Here is a 14,896-nt window from a genome sequence, read left to right on the forward strand (position 1 = left end):
CCACACCAATAACGGTATAATTAAGTACAACTTGCAAAGGAAATAACACAAAGCTTGCTAATACCAAGCCTCCACAACTACCAATAATAAAACGATTCCAGCGTGCATATGCCTGCACACTCAGCGACGGGCTACTGCCACGTGTACGCTTTGCTAGCCACATCATCATGCCCGAAATAGGTAAAAGCGCAGTACTTAAGCCAAGCAATACCCAAAGTAATTTTACAAACACCCCTGCAAAGTTCCCAAAGTGCAGCGGAAACATCAACTCAATTACTTTTATCGAAACACCTGAAATATCACCAAAACTACTCATCGACTGCACAAACTCACCATTGCCTTTATAATGCAGTAATTGAGAAGCAACTGCCTCGCCACCTAACAAACGCAAATACACCTGCGCATTCGCATCGTTATGCGCCATTATTGTGACATCCCTAATTAATGCTTCAGGGTAACGACTATGAGCATTGTCTAAAATAGTGTCTATTTTTGTAGGTTGCTTAATGTGGCTAACTACCGGCTCAGGAATTGCGGTAAACGTTTCTATTAACTTATCTTGATCGCCACCAAAGCTCACAAACGCAGCTGCTGGTAATAAAATAACGGTCGCAAGCCCTAAAAATGATCCTGTAAAACCAATTACAATATTAAATACGCTGCCCCAAATACCTATGACCTTATGAGCATCGCTTACTGCAATATCTAATCCTTTATCTCGCCTAAACGTAAAGAGCTCTTTTATCAATTTACGATGAATAAACAAGCCTGTCACTGCACTTACTAAAAGTGTTAAACCTAAAAAACCAGTGAGTATTAACCCAATTGGTCGCCCTAAATGCAAATCTGCATGAAACTCACCTATATAAGTTGGCGCATCCGTTTTTTTATTAGCGTAAAATTCTTGACTAGGCCCATAGTAAGTATTTTCCAGCGCCAATGTATTGGGATGAAATTGAAATACTCTGGCCACCTCTTGGTCATAGTTTTCATCGCCATGGTGGGATTCAAATACCAACGTTAATAAATGAAAGTTATGTCCACTTGGTAAAAACACATGAATGTTTTCGCCAAATACACTAGGCACCTGTTTATGATATTCGTTTACTAGTCGATTAATTTGCGCGCTGGCAACGTGTTGGCTAGATTGTAGCTCTGGATTTGCCCATATTTTTAACTCAGGTCGCGACAGCACTGCTAACGCCCCACTAAATGCAACAATAAATAGCAGTACAGCAGTAATAATTCCTACCCAGCTATGTAATAAAAATAGCTTTTTTAAAGTAATCGACTTCATCCCTGCCCCTGCGTTAACGCCCAAAAACTCAATAAACCATGTAATACACACAGTGCAAACATTACAACAAACGGTTGCCATACCTTTTGCGCCAAATACGCATAAATAAACAACGCAGTCCAAATAACAGGAAAGAGTAAAATAGGCAGTAATATTTGTTCATTCATTTGAAACGGTAAATAAGTTGTCATACCCGGAATCATTATTACCGCAGTAATTAGCGCTAGCACACATGCAATTAGGTGCCTTCGCCGTGTAGCTGTAAACGTTTTTTTATTATTCATTATTCGCTCATTAAATTTGCCCAAACATATACAAAACATCATATGCAAATGATAACAATTGTTATTATATTGTGCATTTAACACTTAATGCAATTTATTAAACACATTAAGTCTAAAAATACTGTTGGTTTGCTTTAAGAGCTTTTATGCTACGCCTCGCAATTTAGGTACGCAGTAATGCGTCATTTCAGTTAAGCCGAGTTCGGGCTTTTTAATTTTTCAGGAAGCAGTAAACCGTGGATATAATTAACGCGATTATTTTAGGTATTATTGAAGGTATAACAGAATTTTTACCCATATCATCAACTGGGCACTTAATTGTAGCGTCAAAGTGGTTAGGCATTGAATCAACAGACACTAACCTCGCCTTCGAAGTCATTATCCAACTTGCCGCCATTTTGGCGGTACTAGCCAACTATAAAGACAAGTTTAGCCCTAAATATTTCAATTTATGGGTGAAAGTTGCCATTGCATTTATTCCTTTGGGTATTATTGGTTTTATATTTAGTGATGTAATAAAAACACTGTTTAGCGTACCAGTAGTAGGTGTTATGTTTATTGTAGGCGGTGTGATCTTTTTACTATTAGAGCGCAGTTATAAAGAGGCTCACTGCACAACTACCGATGTAACCCAAGTTACTTATAAACAAGCACTTTGGATTGGCGTAGCACAAGTATTTGCGTTAATTCCGGGGACTAGTCGTGCTGGGAGCTCTATTGTTGGTGCCATGTTGTGTGGTTTAAACCGAAAAACCAGCGCTGAATTTTCATTTTTACTTGGTTTACCTGTACTTGCAGCAGCCTCAGGGTACGACTTACTTAAACATTACCAACTGTTTAGCTTAGATGACCTAACTGCCCTTGCTGTAGGTTTTTTAACGTCTTTTATAGTTGCTTATTTTACTATTAAACTATTCATACGCTTTCTAGAAAATTTCACTTTTGTTAGTTTTGGTCTTTACCGAATCGTATTTGGTGTTATTTTACTAACTAACCTAAATTCTGGTTAAGAGATTTAAAAACACTATAAATAATAACGATATTTAAGTCTGTTTCTCTCTAGCTAGAAATTTTTGGTGAAAACAAGGCAAATTTACGCGTCAATCGCTGGTCTATTGCAAGGAAATTCAACGCAGTTAGCACTAAAAAAGCTGCTTGAGATAGATTTATTATTCAGAACTCAGGTTAGCTATAGCCTACACATAAGAGAACATTATGAGCGAAAAAATAAACGAAGAAGCACTCCACGCCCTAAAAATAGCTTTTACTTACATGCCTAAAGCGATTGAAGTGACAAAGTATGAATATGGCGAGCGCTACCAAAGCGTACTTGATCACATTGAAGCTGTACGTGAAACACTGCTTATTAACGATGTTGACCCAGAGGAAGTAGGCGGCGATATCAACCCTGAGTACACACCAAACTCAACCTACTAATATACACAATAAGCTGCGAGCAACTTACTCGCAGTTTGTGTTTAAATCAGTTGTGCTTAATTAGAGAAAGTTTATATAAAGTAATAATTAACTAAATATATTTAATTTTTTTGTTAAACTAGTGCTTTATCAAGCTATAGACTCAGTTCTAAAACCAACAGGATATTTACTATTGAATTTTCTTAGGCAATTTCACGACATAGTATCTAACCAAAGCTTAGACTTTGATGAAAAAACCCATCAGCTACTAGCATTTGGACTTAAAGTGTTTAACCTTGATTTAGCTATTATTAGTAAGGTCGAGAAAAACTGCTATACCGTGCTACATGCCATTACGCCAGATAATGCATTAGAAATAGGTACTCAATTTGATTTAGATGGCACCTATTGTGTACACACTCTTAGTGCGGGTTCTGCACTTGCATTTCATAACGTCTCACAAAGCGCAATTGCTGACCATCCTTGCTATGCAAACTTTAAACTTGAGTCATATATTGGGGCACCTATTAAAATAGGTACCAATATATTTGGAACTGTAAATTTTTCTTCTGCCAATCAATCTCCAGTATTTACAGATGCCGCCTACGACTATATTGAGCTATTTGCGCAGTGGTTAGGGGCAGAACTAGCTCGCAGCATCACTAAAGAAAAATTAATAAAAAACAGCAATAGCTTATTAAAACTAGAAAGCATAGCAAATATAGGCACGTGGGAAGTTGACCTTACTAATAATAAAATTTATTGGAGTCAGCAAACTAAACAAATCCATCAAGTTGATGAAAACTATCAGCCTGAAATTGAATCTGCAGTTAACTTTTATAAAGAAGGTACAAGCAGAGACGAAATAAGTAAAGCAGTTGAGCTTGCTATACAACACGGCGAAAAGTGGCATCTAGAGCTTGAAATTATTACAGCCAAAAATCAGACCATTTGGGTATCTACATTTGGTGAAGCCGAATTTGACGGTGATACCTGTGTACGTTTGTTTGGTACCTTTCAAAATATTACCGAAGCAGTGGCTTTAAGAGAAGAGCTTAAAAATAAACAAGAACAAGCCGAGCGATTACTCGAAGATAGAAGCATGCTTTTTGCAAAAATAAGCCACGAACTTAGAACACCGCTAAATGGCATTACGGGCATGCTTACTACGTTAATAGATGAACATAACGAACAAAAGAGAACCGAAAAAATAAAAGTCGCGCTGCGTAGCGCAGATATACTCTTGAGCATAATAAACGAAGTACTCGATTTTTCTAAAATTAACCACGGTGAGTTAAAACTAGAACCCACGGATGTTTTATTAAATACAACATTTACTGATCTCATTTCTTTGTACACCCCGTTATTTAAAAACAGCAATGTAGAACTAGAAGTAAAAAATGAAATTTCTGATAGCTGCTGGGCATATTGCGATAACACACGCCTAAGTCAAATTACCTCCAACTTATTAAGTAATGCGTTAAAATTTACTGAGCGTGGTTGTGTAAAACTGCACACGTCTGTGATTAATAACAATAATAAATTAACGCTAAACATTAAAGTCGCCGATACGGGAAGAGGCATGACTAGCCAATTTCTTGAATCTTTATTCTCCCCTTTTACTCAAGAAGTAGATGCTAAAAACAGTAAAGGAGGCACAGGACTTGGCCTCGCAATAGTTAAAGAACTTGTTGAGTACATGGGTGGAACAATCAAGGTCAGTAGTAAAGTTAATCAGGGAACTACTTTTTCGCTAAGTATCCCTATAGAGCTAGGTAAAGAGCAAAAAGTAGAGCTAAATCCGCTATCAAAAATAAACATTAACGCTTCTAAGCTTTCTGTTTTAGTGGTGGATGACAACGACATAAACAGGCTAGTTCTTGATGCGTCGCTTAATAAACTCAAAATAAAGCCAGACTTTGCAGTAGATGGGCAAGATGCCATATTTAAATGCGAGCAAAAGCATTACGACCTTATTTTTATGGATTGTATTATGCCTATACTCGATGGTTTTGAGGCTACAAAACAACTGCGATCAAAAAGTATCTGTCCGCACGATTCAACCTATATTGTTGCCCTTACAGCCAATACTTCATCGCAAGATAAATTAGCGTGCAAACAAGCTGGTATGGATATGTTTATTTCAAAACCGTTTAAAATGCATTCTTTAGAAGTCGCTATTGCGTCAGCGGCGCAATTACTAAAGCTTTAAAAATATTAGCTTTGCACACTTAACCGCGTGCTAAATATAGTTAGATAAGGCATTAACAATGAAAAACATAATTAGAACTATATTACTAACTGTCCTTATTGTTGCAGTATTTAAAGGCGTTTCCACTGGGCAATGGAGCTCATCAATAACAATAGTTATCGTATCAGGCGTATTGCTGTTAGTTACATTTATCAGTGCTAAGTCATCACGTGGATCATCTGCTTATACTGGCAGTGACTCAACAGCTTCCTCTAGCAGTAACTCATCACATTCTTATACAAATTGCGGCGGCGATTCTGGTGGTGGGTGCGATTAAATCGTGTGCTAATTCTTAAGCATTAAAAAAGCCGCCTTTGGAGAAGGGCGGCTTGGGTTAACAAACAGCTATGGGTGTAGCCTTGCTGTTATATCAAGAGAGTTTTTACTAATTACATTAAGCAGCGCTTTGATCAGCTTCTTCAGAGTGACGAATTAAATAATCAAATGCGCCTAAGCTTGCTGTTGCACCGCTGCCCATTGCAATAATAATTTGTTTAAACGGAGTATTGGTTGCATCCCCCGCGCCATAAATGCCTGGTAATGAAGTTGCGCCTTTAGCATCAATTAGTATTTCACCAAATTTGCTTAATTCAAGGTCGCTGTCTTTTAACCACTCGGTATTTGGTATTAAGCCTATTTGTACAAATATACCGGCAAGTTCAAGCTCTTTGCTCTCCCCCGACACTCTATCTGTGTACATTAAGCCAGTTACTTTTTTACCATCACCAAGTACTTCGGTTGTTTGTGCACTTTTTATAATAGTAATATTAGCCATGCTTTTAGCTTTACGAATAAGCACTTCATCGGCTCGTAGTGTGTCTGCAAATTCAAGTACCGTAACGCTTTGCACAATATTAGCTAAATCGATTGCCGCTTCTATACCTGAATTACCACCACCAATTACAGCAACAGGTTTGCCTTTAAATAAAGGGCCGTCGCAATGTGGGCAATATGCCACACCGTGGCCACGATACTCTTGCTCACCTGGTACGTTCATTTCGCGCCAGCGTGCACCAGTTGCAAGTACGAGCGACTTAGCTTTAAGTACTGCGCCATTTTCTAGTGTAATTTCGTAACCATTGTTATAACCAAGTGCCGCTGCACGCTGATTATGCATTACATCTACATCGTATTCTTTAACGTGCTCTTCAAGCTGGGCAACCAATTTAGGCCCTTCAGTCGCTTTAATCGAAATAAAGTTCTCTATTGCTAGTGTATCGGCAACTTGTCCACCAAATCTATCAGCAACAATGCCTGTATTTAACCCTTTTCGTGCTGAGTAAATTGCAGCCGACGCGCCCGCTGGGCCGCCACCAACTACCAGTACATCAAACTCGTCTTTTTCGCTTAGCGCTGCTGCTTGTTTAGCAGCCCCTTTGCTATCTACTTTGTTAAGTATGTCAGTAAGGCTTAGTGCACCTTGGCTAAATGGTTCGCCATTTAAATATACAGCCGGAACAGCTAAAATATTTCGTTCTTCTACTTCATCTTGAAATAATGCACCGTCAATCATGGTGGCTTTAATATTACTGTTTGTCGCTGCCATAGTGTTAAGTGCTTGCACTACTTGCGGGCACGTTTGGCAACTTAAACTTATGTATACTTCAAAGTTCAGCTCTTGAGTAAGCGATTGTATTTGCTCAATGTCTTCGCTTTTAGCTTTACTTGCGTGTCCGCCAGTATGCAAAAGTGCTAACACTAAACTTGTGAATTCATGACCCATAGGTACGCCTGCAAACGTAACATGAGTTTTTTTAATAGGCGAATGTACAACCATTGACGGGCGACGTGCGCTTGTATCAGGATTGCTTATTACAGTAAATTTATCGCTTAGTGAGGCTAAATCGTTTGCTAAGCTTTCTACTTCTGCTGATTTTTTGCTGTCATCCAAGGCAATAAGCAGCTCAACAGGTTGAGTAAGCGATTCGAAATGGCTTTTTAATTGATTTTTTATGTTGTTATCTAACATGGCTTAACCCTTTTAGGAAAATTTAAACAGCAAGCCTCCCATGCCAAATAATGCATGTGCTTAAACAAGTATATTGATATAGGAGGCACCAACAAACGAATGTTCGTTGATTTAAGGGCAGTTACCTGCCCTTATAAAAGTGGGTAAACCTATATTTAGATTTTACCAACTAAATCTAGTGAAGGTGCAAGTGTGTCTTCACCTGGCTGCCAAGATGCAGGGCAAACTTCACCATCGTGAGTTGCAATGTATTGTGCAGCTTGTACTTTACGAACTAGTTCTTTAGCGCTTCGGCCAATTCCTAAATCGTGAGTTTCGATTACTTTAATTTCGCCTTCTGGGTTCATTACAAATGTACCGCGAAGTGCTAAACCTTCTTCTTCAATCATTACACCAAAGCTACGTGTAATACGCCCTGTTGGGTCGCCAATCATTGGGTAAGTAATTTTACCGATAGTGTCTGACGTGTCATGCCATGCTTTGTGAGTAAAATGAGTGTCAGTAGATACTGAGTAAACTTCTACGCCCATTTCTTGAAGTTGTGCATAGTAATCTGCAAGGTCACCTAATTCGGTAGGACATACAAATGTAAAGTCTGCTGGGTAAAAGAAGAAGATAGACCATTTACCTAGAACATCTTTTTCAGACAATTCTACAAAGTCACCGTTGTGGTAAGCGGTTGCATTGAATGGTTGTAATTTTGTATTGATTAATGAAGTGCTCATGGTATTTCCTCATCTGTGTTTATGTATTTTAAAAGTAATCAACGCTTTCGTTTTAAACGACTTTCTGCGTTGGCTTGATTAATACAATAAGGCCAATAGGAAATTAAATAAAATTGATTGTTTAGATTAAAACAATCGATTTTTTGGGTTGAACTATATAATCATTGTTATCGTAAGCATTATTTGAATTGTAAACGCTGGCGAATTATTAAGACCGCTAATCGCAATACTGCTACAATAGCCTCGCTTCAAATAAGTCATTAAATATAAGGCACACCGTAATGGAAAAATTTGTTAACCATATACAGCTAGGTTACCTAGGCTTAATCCCGTTTTTAGGGTGTGTAGGTTGGCCGCTCATGTTTGGCAGTAATAGCCTTAACTTGGAGTTTTTTACTTTTTACAGTATCGCCATTTTAGCATTTATGGCGGGTAACTTATGGCGCGCCGGAGAGCAAACTTATAGCAATGCGATAAAAGCTGTTGTTCCTGTAATACCTATACCATTTTTATCATTTTTACCTGTTGAGTGGGCACTCGCTTGTTTAGGTGCTAGTTTTTGGTTAGTACTTATATTTGAAAAAGCCACGCCGCAATGGCAAACCTATCATAAAGATTATCAAAAAATGCGCTTTGTACTTACCTCTGTTGTGTTTGTGTGTCATATCCTTACTATTGGTATGAGTATTTACCCTAAATAACAGCTGTAAACTTAAATATTGCGTGGTAATAAGGTAATATCCGCGCACTGCTATTTGAGGACACACCATGATTGACCAACTACGCCAACAACTCGACGAACTTGGCGAAAACTACGTAGAAAAAAACGCTGCATTTAAAATCAAAGTGATCCCATTTTTTTGTGCTATTCGCATTAAAAAAGATCATAAAAGCGAAGGTCGTTTAAGCTTTTATTCAAGTCAATTACTCGAAATATTTTTAGTCGTCTTATTTTTGCTATTCGGTTTAACACTGTACGATACAGATGCAGGATTTACTCACGGCCCTATTCATATTGCCTTTGCCATTTTAATTACCTTTAATCTTATTATTAAACAAATCGCTATTGAAGGGTTAAAAACCAGACTTGCGTTTCATCGTTTACTAGCAAAAGACTCACAAACAAATAGCGATATAAATAATACTGCTACAAACATAAACGCTAAATAAAATATGTATTTAAATCCTCAATGGCGAATACTCACCGTAGGCGATGGCGATTTATCGTTTTCGAACGCTATTTACACTCATCTATCGCCAAAAGCTTTGGTTGCATCCACTTACGATGACCAAATTACTATTGAGCAAAAATACCAGCACAATGCACTTAGCAACTTAAAAGCGCATAACGTTGAGGTACTTAATAGTTTTGATGTAACAAACCCTGCATGTTGGCAAGCTCTAAGTGAAAACCAGCACAGCTTTGATGTGGTTATTTTTCAGTTTCCGCTTATACCTGCATTTGTTGGCCGAGAAGCGTTTGAAAACAACACGCGCCAAACCAGTATGAACGTATTAAACCGCGCTTTACTGCACCAATTTATTAAATACGCTAACGAATACGCGCTTGATAAAAATGGGCCAATGCTTTGTTACATCACCTCAAAGGATGTAAAACCTTATCGAGAATGGAATATAGAGGGGAGTTTAAATAACGGTTTAACCGCAGATTACTTAGGCCAAATCCCATTTGATATTAGCCATTTTGAAGGTTATAAAATTCGTAATGTTGACCGCGACAAACACGTTAAAGACACAAGCGGCATAACTTACGTTTTCAGCCCAAAAAGTCTCGATAAACATACTAGCGAATTAAGCTCACGCCTTACAATGCCTGCATACTTAACATCTAACCATTGCCCCCTATGCCGCGTTGGGCCTTATGTGGCAAGCGAGGACGAAGCCAAGCATCTAAACGCTAAAAAGCATCAGCAAATGCTGCATCTTGAAAGCGATTGGCAACAATGGCTAAATGAGTTTTATAGCTAATTAATAGCCCTACTACTGTTTATTTAATTACTTCCTTGCGTGTTTAATTAAATCAGCCGCTTTTTCAGCAATCGCAATTACCGGCGCATTTGTGTTGCCGGTAATAATAGTAGGCATAATCGACGCATCAACTACGCGTAAGTTACTTACCCCGTGTACTCGTAAATTAGTATCTACCACTGCCATTGAGTCTTGCCCCATTTTACATGTCCCGACCGGGTGATATTCGGTATCTGCAGTTTGGCGTATAAACTCGATTAGCTGATCATCATTATTTATATCAAGCGAGTAGAGCATTTTACCGCGTATGTTATCAAAAGCGTTGCTTTGCATAATAGCGAGTGTTTTTTTAAGACCAGCAAGCATTACAGTTAAATCATCTGGATGGCTTAAATAATTAGGGTCAATAAGCGGTGCACTACGCGGGTTGTTATCTGCTAATGTAATCGTGCCTCGGCTTTTAGGGCGCATAATACTGCTGTGTATACTGTAACCATGCCCAGTGTGTAATTTACGACTATGATCGTCCACCAGCCCTATTACAAATTCTAGCTGCACATCGGGCGCTGGCGAGCCTTCAAATAATTTAATAAACGCGTGCGACTCTGCAAAATTACTGGTTAATCGCCCTTGTCGTTTTGTAAACCAGTTAACGCATCCTTTTAAAATGCTGGCAATGCCAAGCGGGCTTATACCAAATGTGCCTTTACTTGTTTTTGATTTATAAAGTGGCACTACCGTTAAGTGATCTTGTAAATTAGCGCCAACACCTTCAAGTACGTGCTGAACCTTAATGTTATGTGCACTTAACTGCTCTTTTGGGCCAATACCCGAAAGCATTAATATTTGCGGCGAATTAATAGCGCCAGCACTGAGTATTACCTCTTTTTTAGCACGTAAATTAATAACTTCTTTATTGCGCTCTATTTGCACACCTTGCGCTATCTTATTGGTTACATTTATTTTATTAACGTGGCTATGGGTTAATACCGTTAAATTCGGGCGGTTTAAATACGGTGTTAAATATGCTTTTGCTGCACTACAACGCTCGCCATTGTGCTGAGTTACCTGCGATAAACGCGCACCGCTTTGCTCTTTGCCATTTATATCGTCGCTTAAATCAACGCTCTGCTCAGCACAGGCATTTAAAAAATATTGGTTTACATTGCTTGGGTTACTTAGCTCTTGTACATGTAGCGGGCCTTTTGTTCCGTGCAGCTCATTATTTATAAACGCTTTATTGTTCTCAGATTTAATAAAGTACGGGAGTAAACTCTTAAAATCCCAGCCTTCATTACCAAGCTGTGCCCAATTATCGTAATCGTATTTGTTACCGCGAATATAAACCATTGCATTGGTAGAGCTTGACCCACCCAATACTTTGCCGCGCGGCACAAAGCCACAGCGGTTATTAAGCTCTTTTTGTGGCACCGTATTGTAATGCCAGCTATTTATGCCATAAGGCACACTCGCTGCTATGCCAGCTGGCATTTGCACAAATGCACTTTTATCGCTGCCGCCAGCTTCAATTAAACACACACTGACATTTTTATCCTCAGACAATCGCGATGCCATAACGCAGCCGCCACTGCCTGCGCCAATCACAATGTAATCAAATGTTGTATTGTTCATGGTGTACCTTAATAAAAGTTTTAAACGGTCTTAACAGTAATAGTGCATAGAAAAACCCAATAAAACTTGATATTTTTAGACATCACTTATTTGGGGTTAACCATGAGCAGCCTAATCAGAGCCACGTCATTACAAGGTATAGACACGCTAATTAGCGAATTTGGCGGCGAACCGCATGAAATAATGCAAAGCTGTAATATTAGTAACGTTGACTTTAAAAATCTCGACAACCAATATTTACCTTATCGAGATTACGCTGAGCTTTTAGAATACTGTGCTTGTAAGTTCAATTGCTCTAGTTTTGGCCTTAAGCTCGCAAGTAGACAAAACTTTGATATTTTAGGACATATTGCAATAGCTGCCAAAAGTAGTACTAATTTAGGTGATGCACTTAATTGGGTTATTAAATACCTTCACTTACACAGCCCTGCACTTAGCTTAAATTCGCACCCTTTAGAGAATGATAAAAGCTTGTTTTTATCATTCGAAATTAATTTAAAACCATTACCGCACATAAACCAAGTCATTGAGCTAACCATTGGTTTAGCATTAGCTGTTATTAAAAAGCTGAGTAATAACCGCTGCAAACCAATTAATATATTTTTGCCAAAAAAGTTAAGTACTAATACTCGTGCCTATAACACTTACTTTGGTTGTAACGTTATAGAGCATCGCAACAGCGCTGGCATTGTAATCTCAAAAAGTGATTTAACTCTTGAGCTTGATCACCCTAAACTAAATAAAGTACAAGCAGCGCTAAACTTCTTGGCAAAAAACAAAGAACACACACAACCGTTGCCCAACCAAGTTAGTGCGCTAATTAGGCCTATGCTTCCTATTTATCAATGTAGTAACCAAACTATTTCAGCTGCGCTGGGTATGCACCCGCGTACTCTGCATCGAGAACTTATCAAACATAATACGAGTTTTGTAAAACTAAAAGATGCCACTCGCCGCGCTTTAGCTGCACACTATTTAGCGCAAAACCAATTTACAATCTCAACCATATCTGAGCTTTTAGGATATCAGGAACAAGCAACACTAAGTGTTAATGTTAAACGCTGGTTTGGATGTTCTCCTCGAGCATATAGAACTAAAAAAATGTTAAACTAAATACTCTTATTATTTTTATTTAAGCTAAGGAGTGAGCATGAACGTTGTTATTGTTGGCACCAATTTTATTAGCGACACATTGTTAGCAGCTGCAAATACGTTAAACGATTTTAATTTATATGGGGTGTGCTCGCGCGCAGTATCTAGCGGCGAAGCATTTTTAGCCAAACACCCACAAAATGCACAAGCAAAAATTTTCACCTCAATCGAGCAAGTTTGCCAAGATCAAAATGTCGATGCTGTCTACATAGCCGCCCCTAATAGCTTACACAAACAATATGCCGTTATGTGTCTAGAAGCGGGTAAACATGTCCTTGGCGAAAAACCATCAGCTGCCAATTCTAAAGAGCTTGCAAGCATTATAGCTACAGCAAAAAAGCATCAGCGCCTTTACATGGAAGCCATGATGACCACTCACTTGCCTAACTATGAACAGCTACAACAGGCAATGGTAAAAATTGGCACACCTCGTAAATATATTGGCCAGTACAGTCAATACTCATCGCGTTACGATAGGTATAAAAATGGTGAACGCCCAAATACATTTTTACCCGAGTTTGCAAATGGCGCTTTAGTTGATTTAGGGATTTACCCACTGTATTTATTAATTGCACTTTGGGGGGCACCAAAAAGCGTGAGTGCCAGTGGCGTATTGCTCGATACTGGTGTAGATGGTGCGGGCGATGTATTACTAAACTATGCAGATAAACAAGCCGTTATTAGTTACTCCAAAATATCGCAAGGCGACAAAATAACCGAAATACAAGGCGAGCTTGGGCGCATACGTATAGAAGCCGTCTCGCAACTTAAAAAAGTGGAATTTATTGCTAATAATGGTGATGTAGAGGTTATATCCCAGCCGTTTGATGAGCACTTTATGAAATACGAAGTTGAGCATTTTATGTCATTAGTGAAGCAAAATATCCTTGAGTCACCTGTTAATACGCACATTTTAGCCAGTAACGTAATGAGCGTTCTTGATGAAGCGCGCAAACAGCTTGGGGTTGTGTACCCTAACGACTAATTAAATAAAATATGGGCGTTAACCAACGACAGCTAACGCCCAGAAGAAAGCTTAAATAGCTCTCGTACAACGACACATTTTACAAAACACTTTAAAATAGCGATCCCCATCCATGGGCAATCAAATACTTCTACAACAAACTTAACACTGACAACCCAACTCGGTTTATTACCAATATTTATTACTCAATAACCTTAAATCTAACCTAACACATAAAAACATTACCAATCAAGCTGGCCAATTACATTATTTTAAACTAAATTGGTAATACAAGAATGCAACCGTTGGTGTATAGTGGTTTTTAACCCTAACATCGCGTTAGAATTTTGACATAATAGTGAATTTTAAGGTAACCTCTGATATTAACAGTTGGTTTTGACTTATAGGCCCCAGAGGCCATTATTCCTTAAGGTAATGAAGGTAAAGTATGGGTAATCGTCGCTTATTTTGGTGCATAGTTGATAAAATTGAGTCTTTAATAAATCAAGGCGAATTTTCTGCTGGGAGTCGTTTACCACCTGAACGTGAACTTGCAGAAATGTTTGATGTAAGCCGCCCTACCATTAGAGAAGCTATTATCGCATTAGAAGTACGTGGCCGAGTTGAAGTTAAAACTGGCTCTGGTGTTTACGTAGTAGAACAAAAAAATGCATCTATAAAATCAAAAGAGATCAGTGCATTTGAACTTACTCAAGCTCGCGCATTAATTGAAGGCGAAATTGCCGCTCTAGCTGCTCAAAGCATTACAGAAGAAGAACTAGAGCAACTAAATAAAACATTAATTGCTATGGAAAAAGGCCTATATGTTGAGCAAGCCGATCGTGAGTTCCACGAAATTATAGCTAGAGCAACGCGTAATAAAGCACTTGAATTTGCAGTGTCTAACTTGTGGGATTTACGTTTAACAAATCCACAAATTGTTGCTGACTATGGCAGTGTGTGTAAAAACAATAACGAGTGCGTTATGGATGAACACACCGCTATTTATACAGCCCTAAAGTCGCATGATGCAAATGCAGCGCGCAGTGCAATGCACAAACATTTTAACCGCTTAATTAACGCTTTATTTGACGCTGTAGAATCGCGTGCACTTGAAGAAATTAAACGTAAAAATGATGAAAAACGAGGCCTCTACTCGCTTGATGGCTTAGTTAATAAAAGTGCCCACTAAGGCCTTTTAACCAACTGATTAAAGT

15 protein-coding genes are annotated in these 14,896 nt (G+C 38.6%); 10 read left to right on the plus strand and 5 right to left on the minus strand.

The genetic code is table 11. The annotated features are described in order from the left end of the window. Both H5072_RS02160 and H5072_RS02165 read right to left on the minus strand, forming a co-directional pair. Positions 1 to 1,297: PepSY domain-containing protein (locus tag H5072_RS02160; RefSeq protein ID WP_182692527.1), on the minus strand; the 1,297-nt coding region annotated here is incomplete at its 3' end. Continuing rightward, complete coding sequence (locus tag H5072_RS02165; protein WP_182692528.1) at positions 1,294 to 1,581, minus strand: hypothetical protein; 288 nt, start codon at positions 1,579 to 1,581, stop codon at positions 1,294 to 1,296. The genes H5072_RS02165 and H5072_RS02160, both read right to left, overlap by 4 nt. 236 nt (positions 1,582 to 1,817) lie before the next feature. On the opposite strand from H5072_RS02165, the gene H5072_RS02170 reads away from it, so the two are divergent. The 4 genes from H5072_RS02170 (at position 1,818) to H5072_RS02185 (ending at position 5,525) form a co-directional block, all read left to right on the plus strand. Next, on the plus strand, positions 1,818 to 2,591 hold the full coding sequence (locus tag H5072_RS02170) for an undecaprenyl-diphosphate phosphatase (protein ID WP_182692529.1): 774 nt from the start codon (positions 1,818 to 1,820) through the stop codon (positions 2,589 to 2,591). Between the two features lie 205 nt (positions 2,592 to 2,796). Then, complete coding sequence (locus H5072_RS02175) at positions 2,797 to 3,018, plus strand: hypothetical protein (RefSeq protein ID WP_007375621.1); 222 nt, start codon at positions 2,797 to 2,799, stop codon at positions 3,016 to 3,018. 172 nt (positions 3,019 to 3,190) lie between these two features. Beyond that, positions 3,191 to 5,209: an ATP-binding protein gene (locus H5072_RS02180; RefSeq protein ID WP_182692530.1), complete on the plus strand. Its 2,019-nt coding sequence runs from the start codon at positions 3,191 to 3,193 to the stop codon at positions 5,207 to 5,209. A 58-nt stretch (positions 5,210 to 5,267) separates the two neighbouring features. Next, complete coding sequence (locus H5072_RS02185; RefSeq protein WP_182692531.1) at positions 5,268 to 5,525, plus strand: hypothetical protein; 258 nt, start codon at positions 5,268 to 5,270, stop codon at positions 5,523 to 5,525. Positions 5,526 to 5,642: 117 nt separating this feature from the next. On the opposite strand, the gene ahpF is transcribed toward H5072_RS02185, so the two are convergent. Beyond that, complete coding sequence (gene ahpF / locus H5072_RS02190; RefSeq protein WP_182692532.1) at positions 5,643 to 7,217, minus strand: alkyl hydroperoxide reductase subunit F; 1,575 nt, start codon at positions 7,215 to 7,217, stop codon at positions 5,643 to 5,645. A 155-nt stretch (positions 7,218 to 7,372) separates the two neighbouring features. Further along, positions 7,373 to 7,942, minus strand: coding sequence for an alkyl hydroperoxide reductase subunit C (ahpC, locus tag H5072_RS02195; protein WP_002960601.1), 570 nt, complete (start codon positions 7,940 to 7,942; stop codon positions 7,373 to 7,375). Positions 7,943 to 8,223: 281 nt separating this feature from the next. On the opposite strand from ahpC, the gene H5072_RS02200 reads away from it, so the two are divergent. From H5072_RS02200 to H5072_RS02210, 3 genes are all read left to right on the plus strand, one after another. Beyond that, the gene (locus tag H5072_RS02200) at positions 8,224 to 8,643 is read left to right on the plus strand and encodes a DUF3429 domain-containing protein (protein WP_182692533.1); all 420 of its coding nucleotides are present in this window, start codon (positions 8,224 to 8,226) and stop codon (positions 8,641 to 8,643) included. A 67-nt stretch (positions 8,644 to 8,710) separates the two neighbouring features. Further along, complete coding sequence (locus H5072_RS02205) at positions 8,711 to 9,112, plus strand: hypothetical protein (RefSeq protein WP_002960599.1); 402 nt, start codon at positions 8,711 to 8,713, stop codon at positions 9,110 to 9,112. Positions 9,113 to 9,115: 3 nt separating this feature from the next. Further along, entirely contained in the window at positions 9,116 to 9,931 is an 816-nt protein-coding gene (locus tag H5072_RS02210) for a class I SAM-dependent methyltransferase (protein WP_182692534.1), read from the plus strand. A gap of 27 nt (positions 9,932 to 9,958) precedes the next feature. Here the strand turns inward: H5072_RS02210 and H5072_RS02215 are convergent, their stop codons facing one another. Then, the gene (locus H5072_RS02215) at positions 9,959 to 11,563 is read right to left on the minus strand and encodes a GMC family oxidoreductase (protein WP_182692535.1); all 1,605 of its coding nucleotides are present in this window, start codon (positions 11,561 to 11,563) and stop codon (positions 9,959 to 9,961) included. Between the two features lie 102 nt (positions 11,564 to 11,665). Here H5072_RS02215 and H5072_RS02220 point away from each other — a divergent pair, with 102 nt between their 5' ends. The 3 genes from H5072_RS02220 (at position 11,666) to H5072_RS02230 (ending at position 14,871) form a co-directional block, all read left to right on the plus strand. Then, a complete protein-coding gene (locus H5072_RS02220) occupies positions 11,666 to 12,676 on the plus strand; it encodes an AraC family transcriptional regulator (protein WP_182692536.1) in 1,011 nt (336 codons plus the stop codon). 37 nt (positions 12,677 to 12,713) lie between these two features. Then, on the plus strand, positions 12,714 to 13,700 hold the full coding sequence (locus tag H5072_RS02225; RefSeq protein ID WP_182692537.1) for a Gfo/Idh/MocA family protein: 987 nt from the start codon (positions 12,714 to 12,716) through the stop codon (positions 13,698 to 13,700). Between the two features lie 427 nt (positions 13,701 to 14,127). Then, positions 14,128 to 14,871, plus strand: coding sequence for a FadR/GntR family transcriptional regulator (locus H5072_RS02230; protein WP_182692538.1), 744 nt, complete (start codon positions 14,128 to 14,130; stop codon positions 14,869 to 14,871). Positions 14,872 to 14,896 lie beyond the last annotated feature (25 nt).

It is taken from the genome of Pseudoalteromonas sp. SR45-5 (genome assembly GCF_014163565.1).
Classification (GTDB): domain Bacteria; phylum Pseudomonadota; class Gammaproteobacteria; order Enterobacterales; family Alteromonadaceae; genus Pseudoalteromonas; species Pseudoalteromonas distincta.

Bases quoted from the DNA above. Each gene is read 5' to 3' on its own strand.
- H5072_RS02165 (WP_182692528.1), bottom strand. From the start codon at position 1,581: ATGAATAATAAAAAAACGTTTACAGCTACACGGCGAAGGCACCTAATT.
- H5072_RS02175 (WP_007375621.1), top strand. From the start codon at position 2,797: ATGAGCGAAAAAATAAACGAAGAAGCACTCCACGCCCTAAAAATAGCT.
- H5072_RS02185 (WP_182692531.1), top strand. From the start codon at position 5,268: ATGAAAAACATAATTAGAACTATATTACTAACTGTCCTTATTGTTGCA.
- ahpF (WP_182692532.1), bottom strand. From the start codon at position 7,217: ATGTTAGATAACAACATAAAAAATCAATTAAAAAGCCATTTCGAATCG.
- ahpC (WP_002960601.1), bottom strand. From the start codon at position 7,942: ATGAGCACTTCATTAATCAATACAAAATTACAACCATTCAATGCAACC.
- H5072_RS02200 (WP_182692533.1), top strand. From the start codon at position 8,224: ATGGAAAAATTTGTTAACCATATACAGCTAGGTTACCTAGGCTTAATC.
- H5072_RS02205 (WP_002960599.1), top strand. From the start codon at position 8,711: ATGATTGACCAACTACGCCAACAACTCGACGAACTTGGCGAAAACTAC.
- H5072_RS02210 (WP_182692534.1), top strand. From the start codon at position 9,116: ATGTATTTAAATCCTCAATGGCGAATACTCACCGTAGGCGATGGCGAT.
- H5072_RS02215 (WP_182692535.1), bottom strand. From the start codon at position 11,563: ATGAACAATACAACATTTGATTACATTGTGATTGGCGCAGGCAGTGGC.
- H5072_RS02220 (WP_182692536.1), top strand. From the start codon at position 11,666: ATGAGCAGCCTAATCAGAGCCACGTCATTACAAGGTATAGACACGCTA.
- H5072_RS02225 (WP_182692537.1), top strand. From the start codon at position 12,714: ATGAACGTTGTTATTGTTGGCACCAATTTTATTAGCGACACATTGTTA.
- H5072_RS02230 (WP_182692538.1), top strand. From the start codon at position 14,128: ATGGGTAATCGTCGCTTATTTTGGTGCATAGTTGATAAAATTGAGTCT.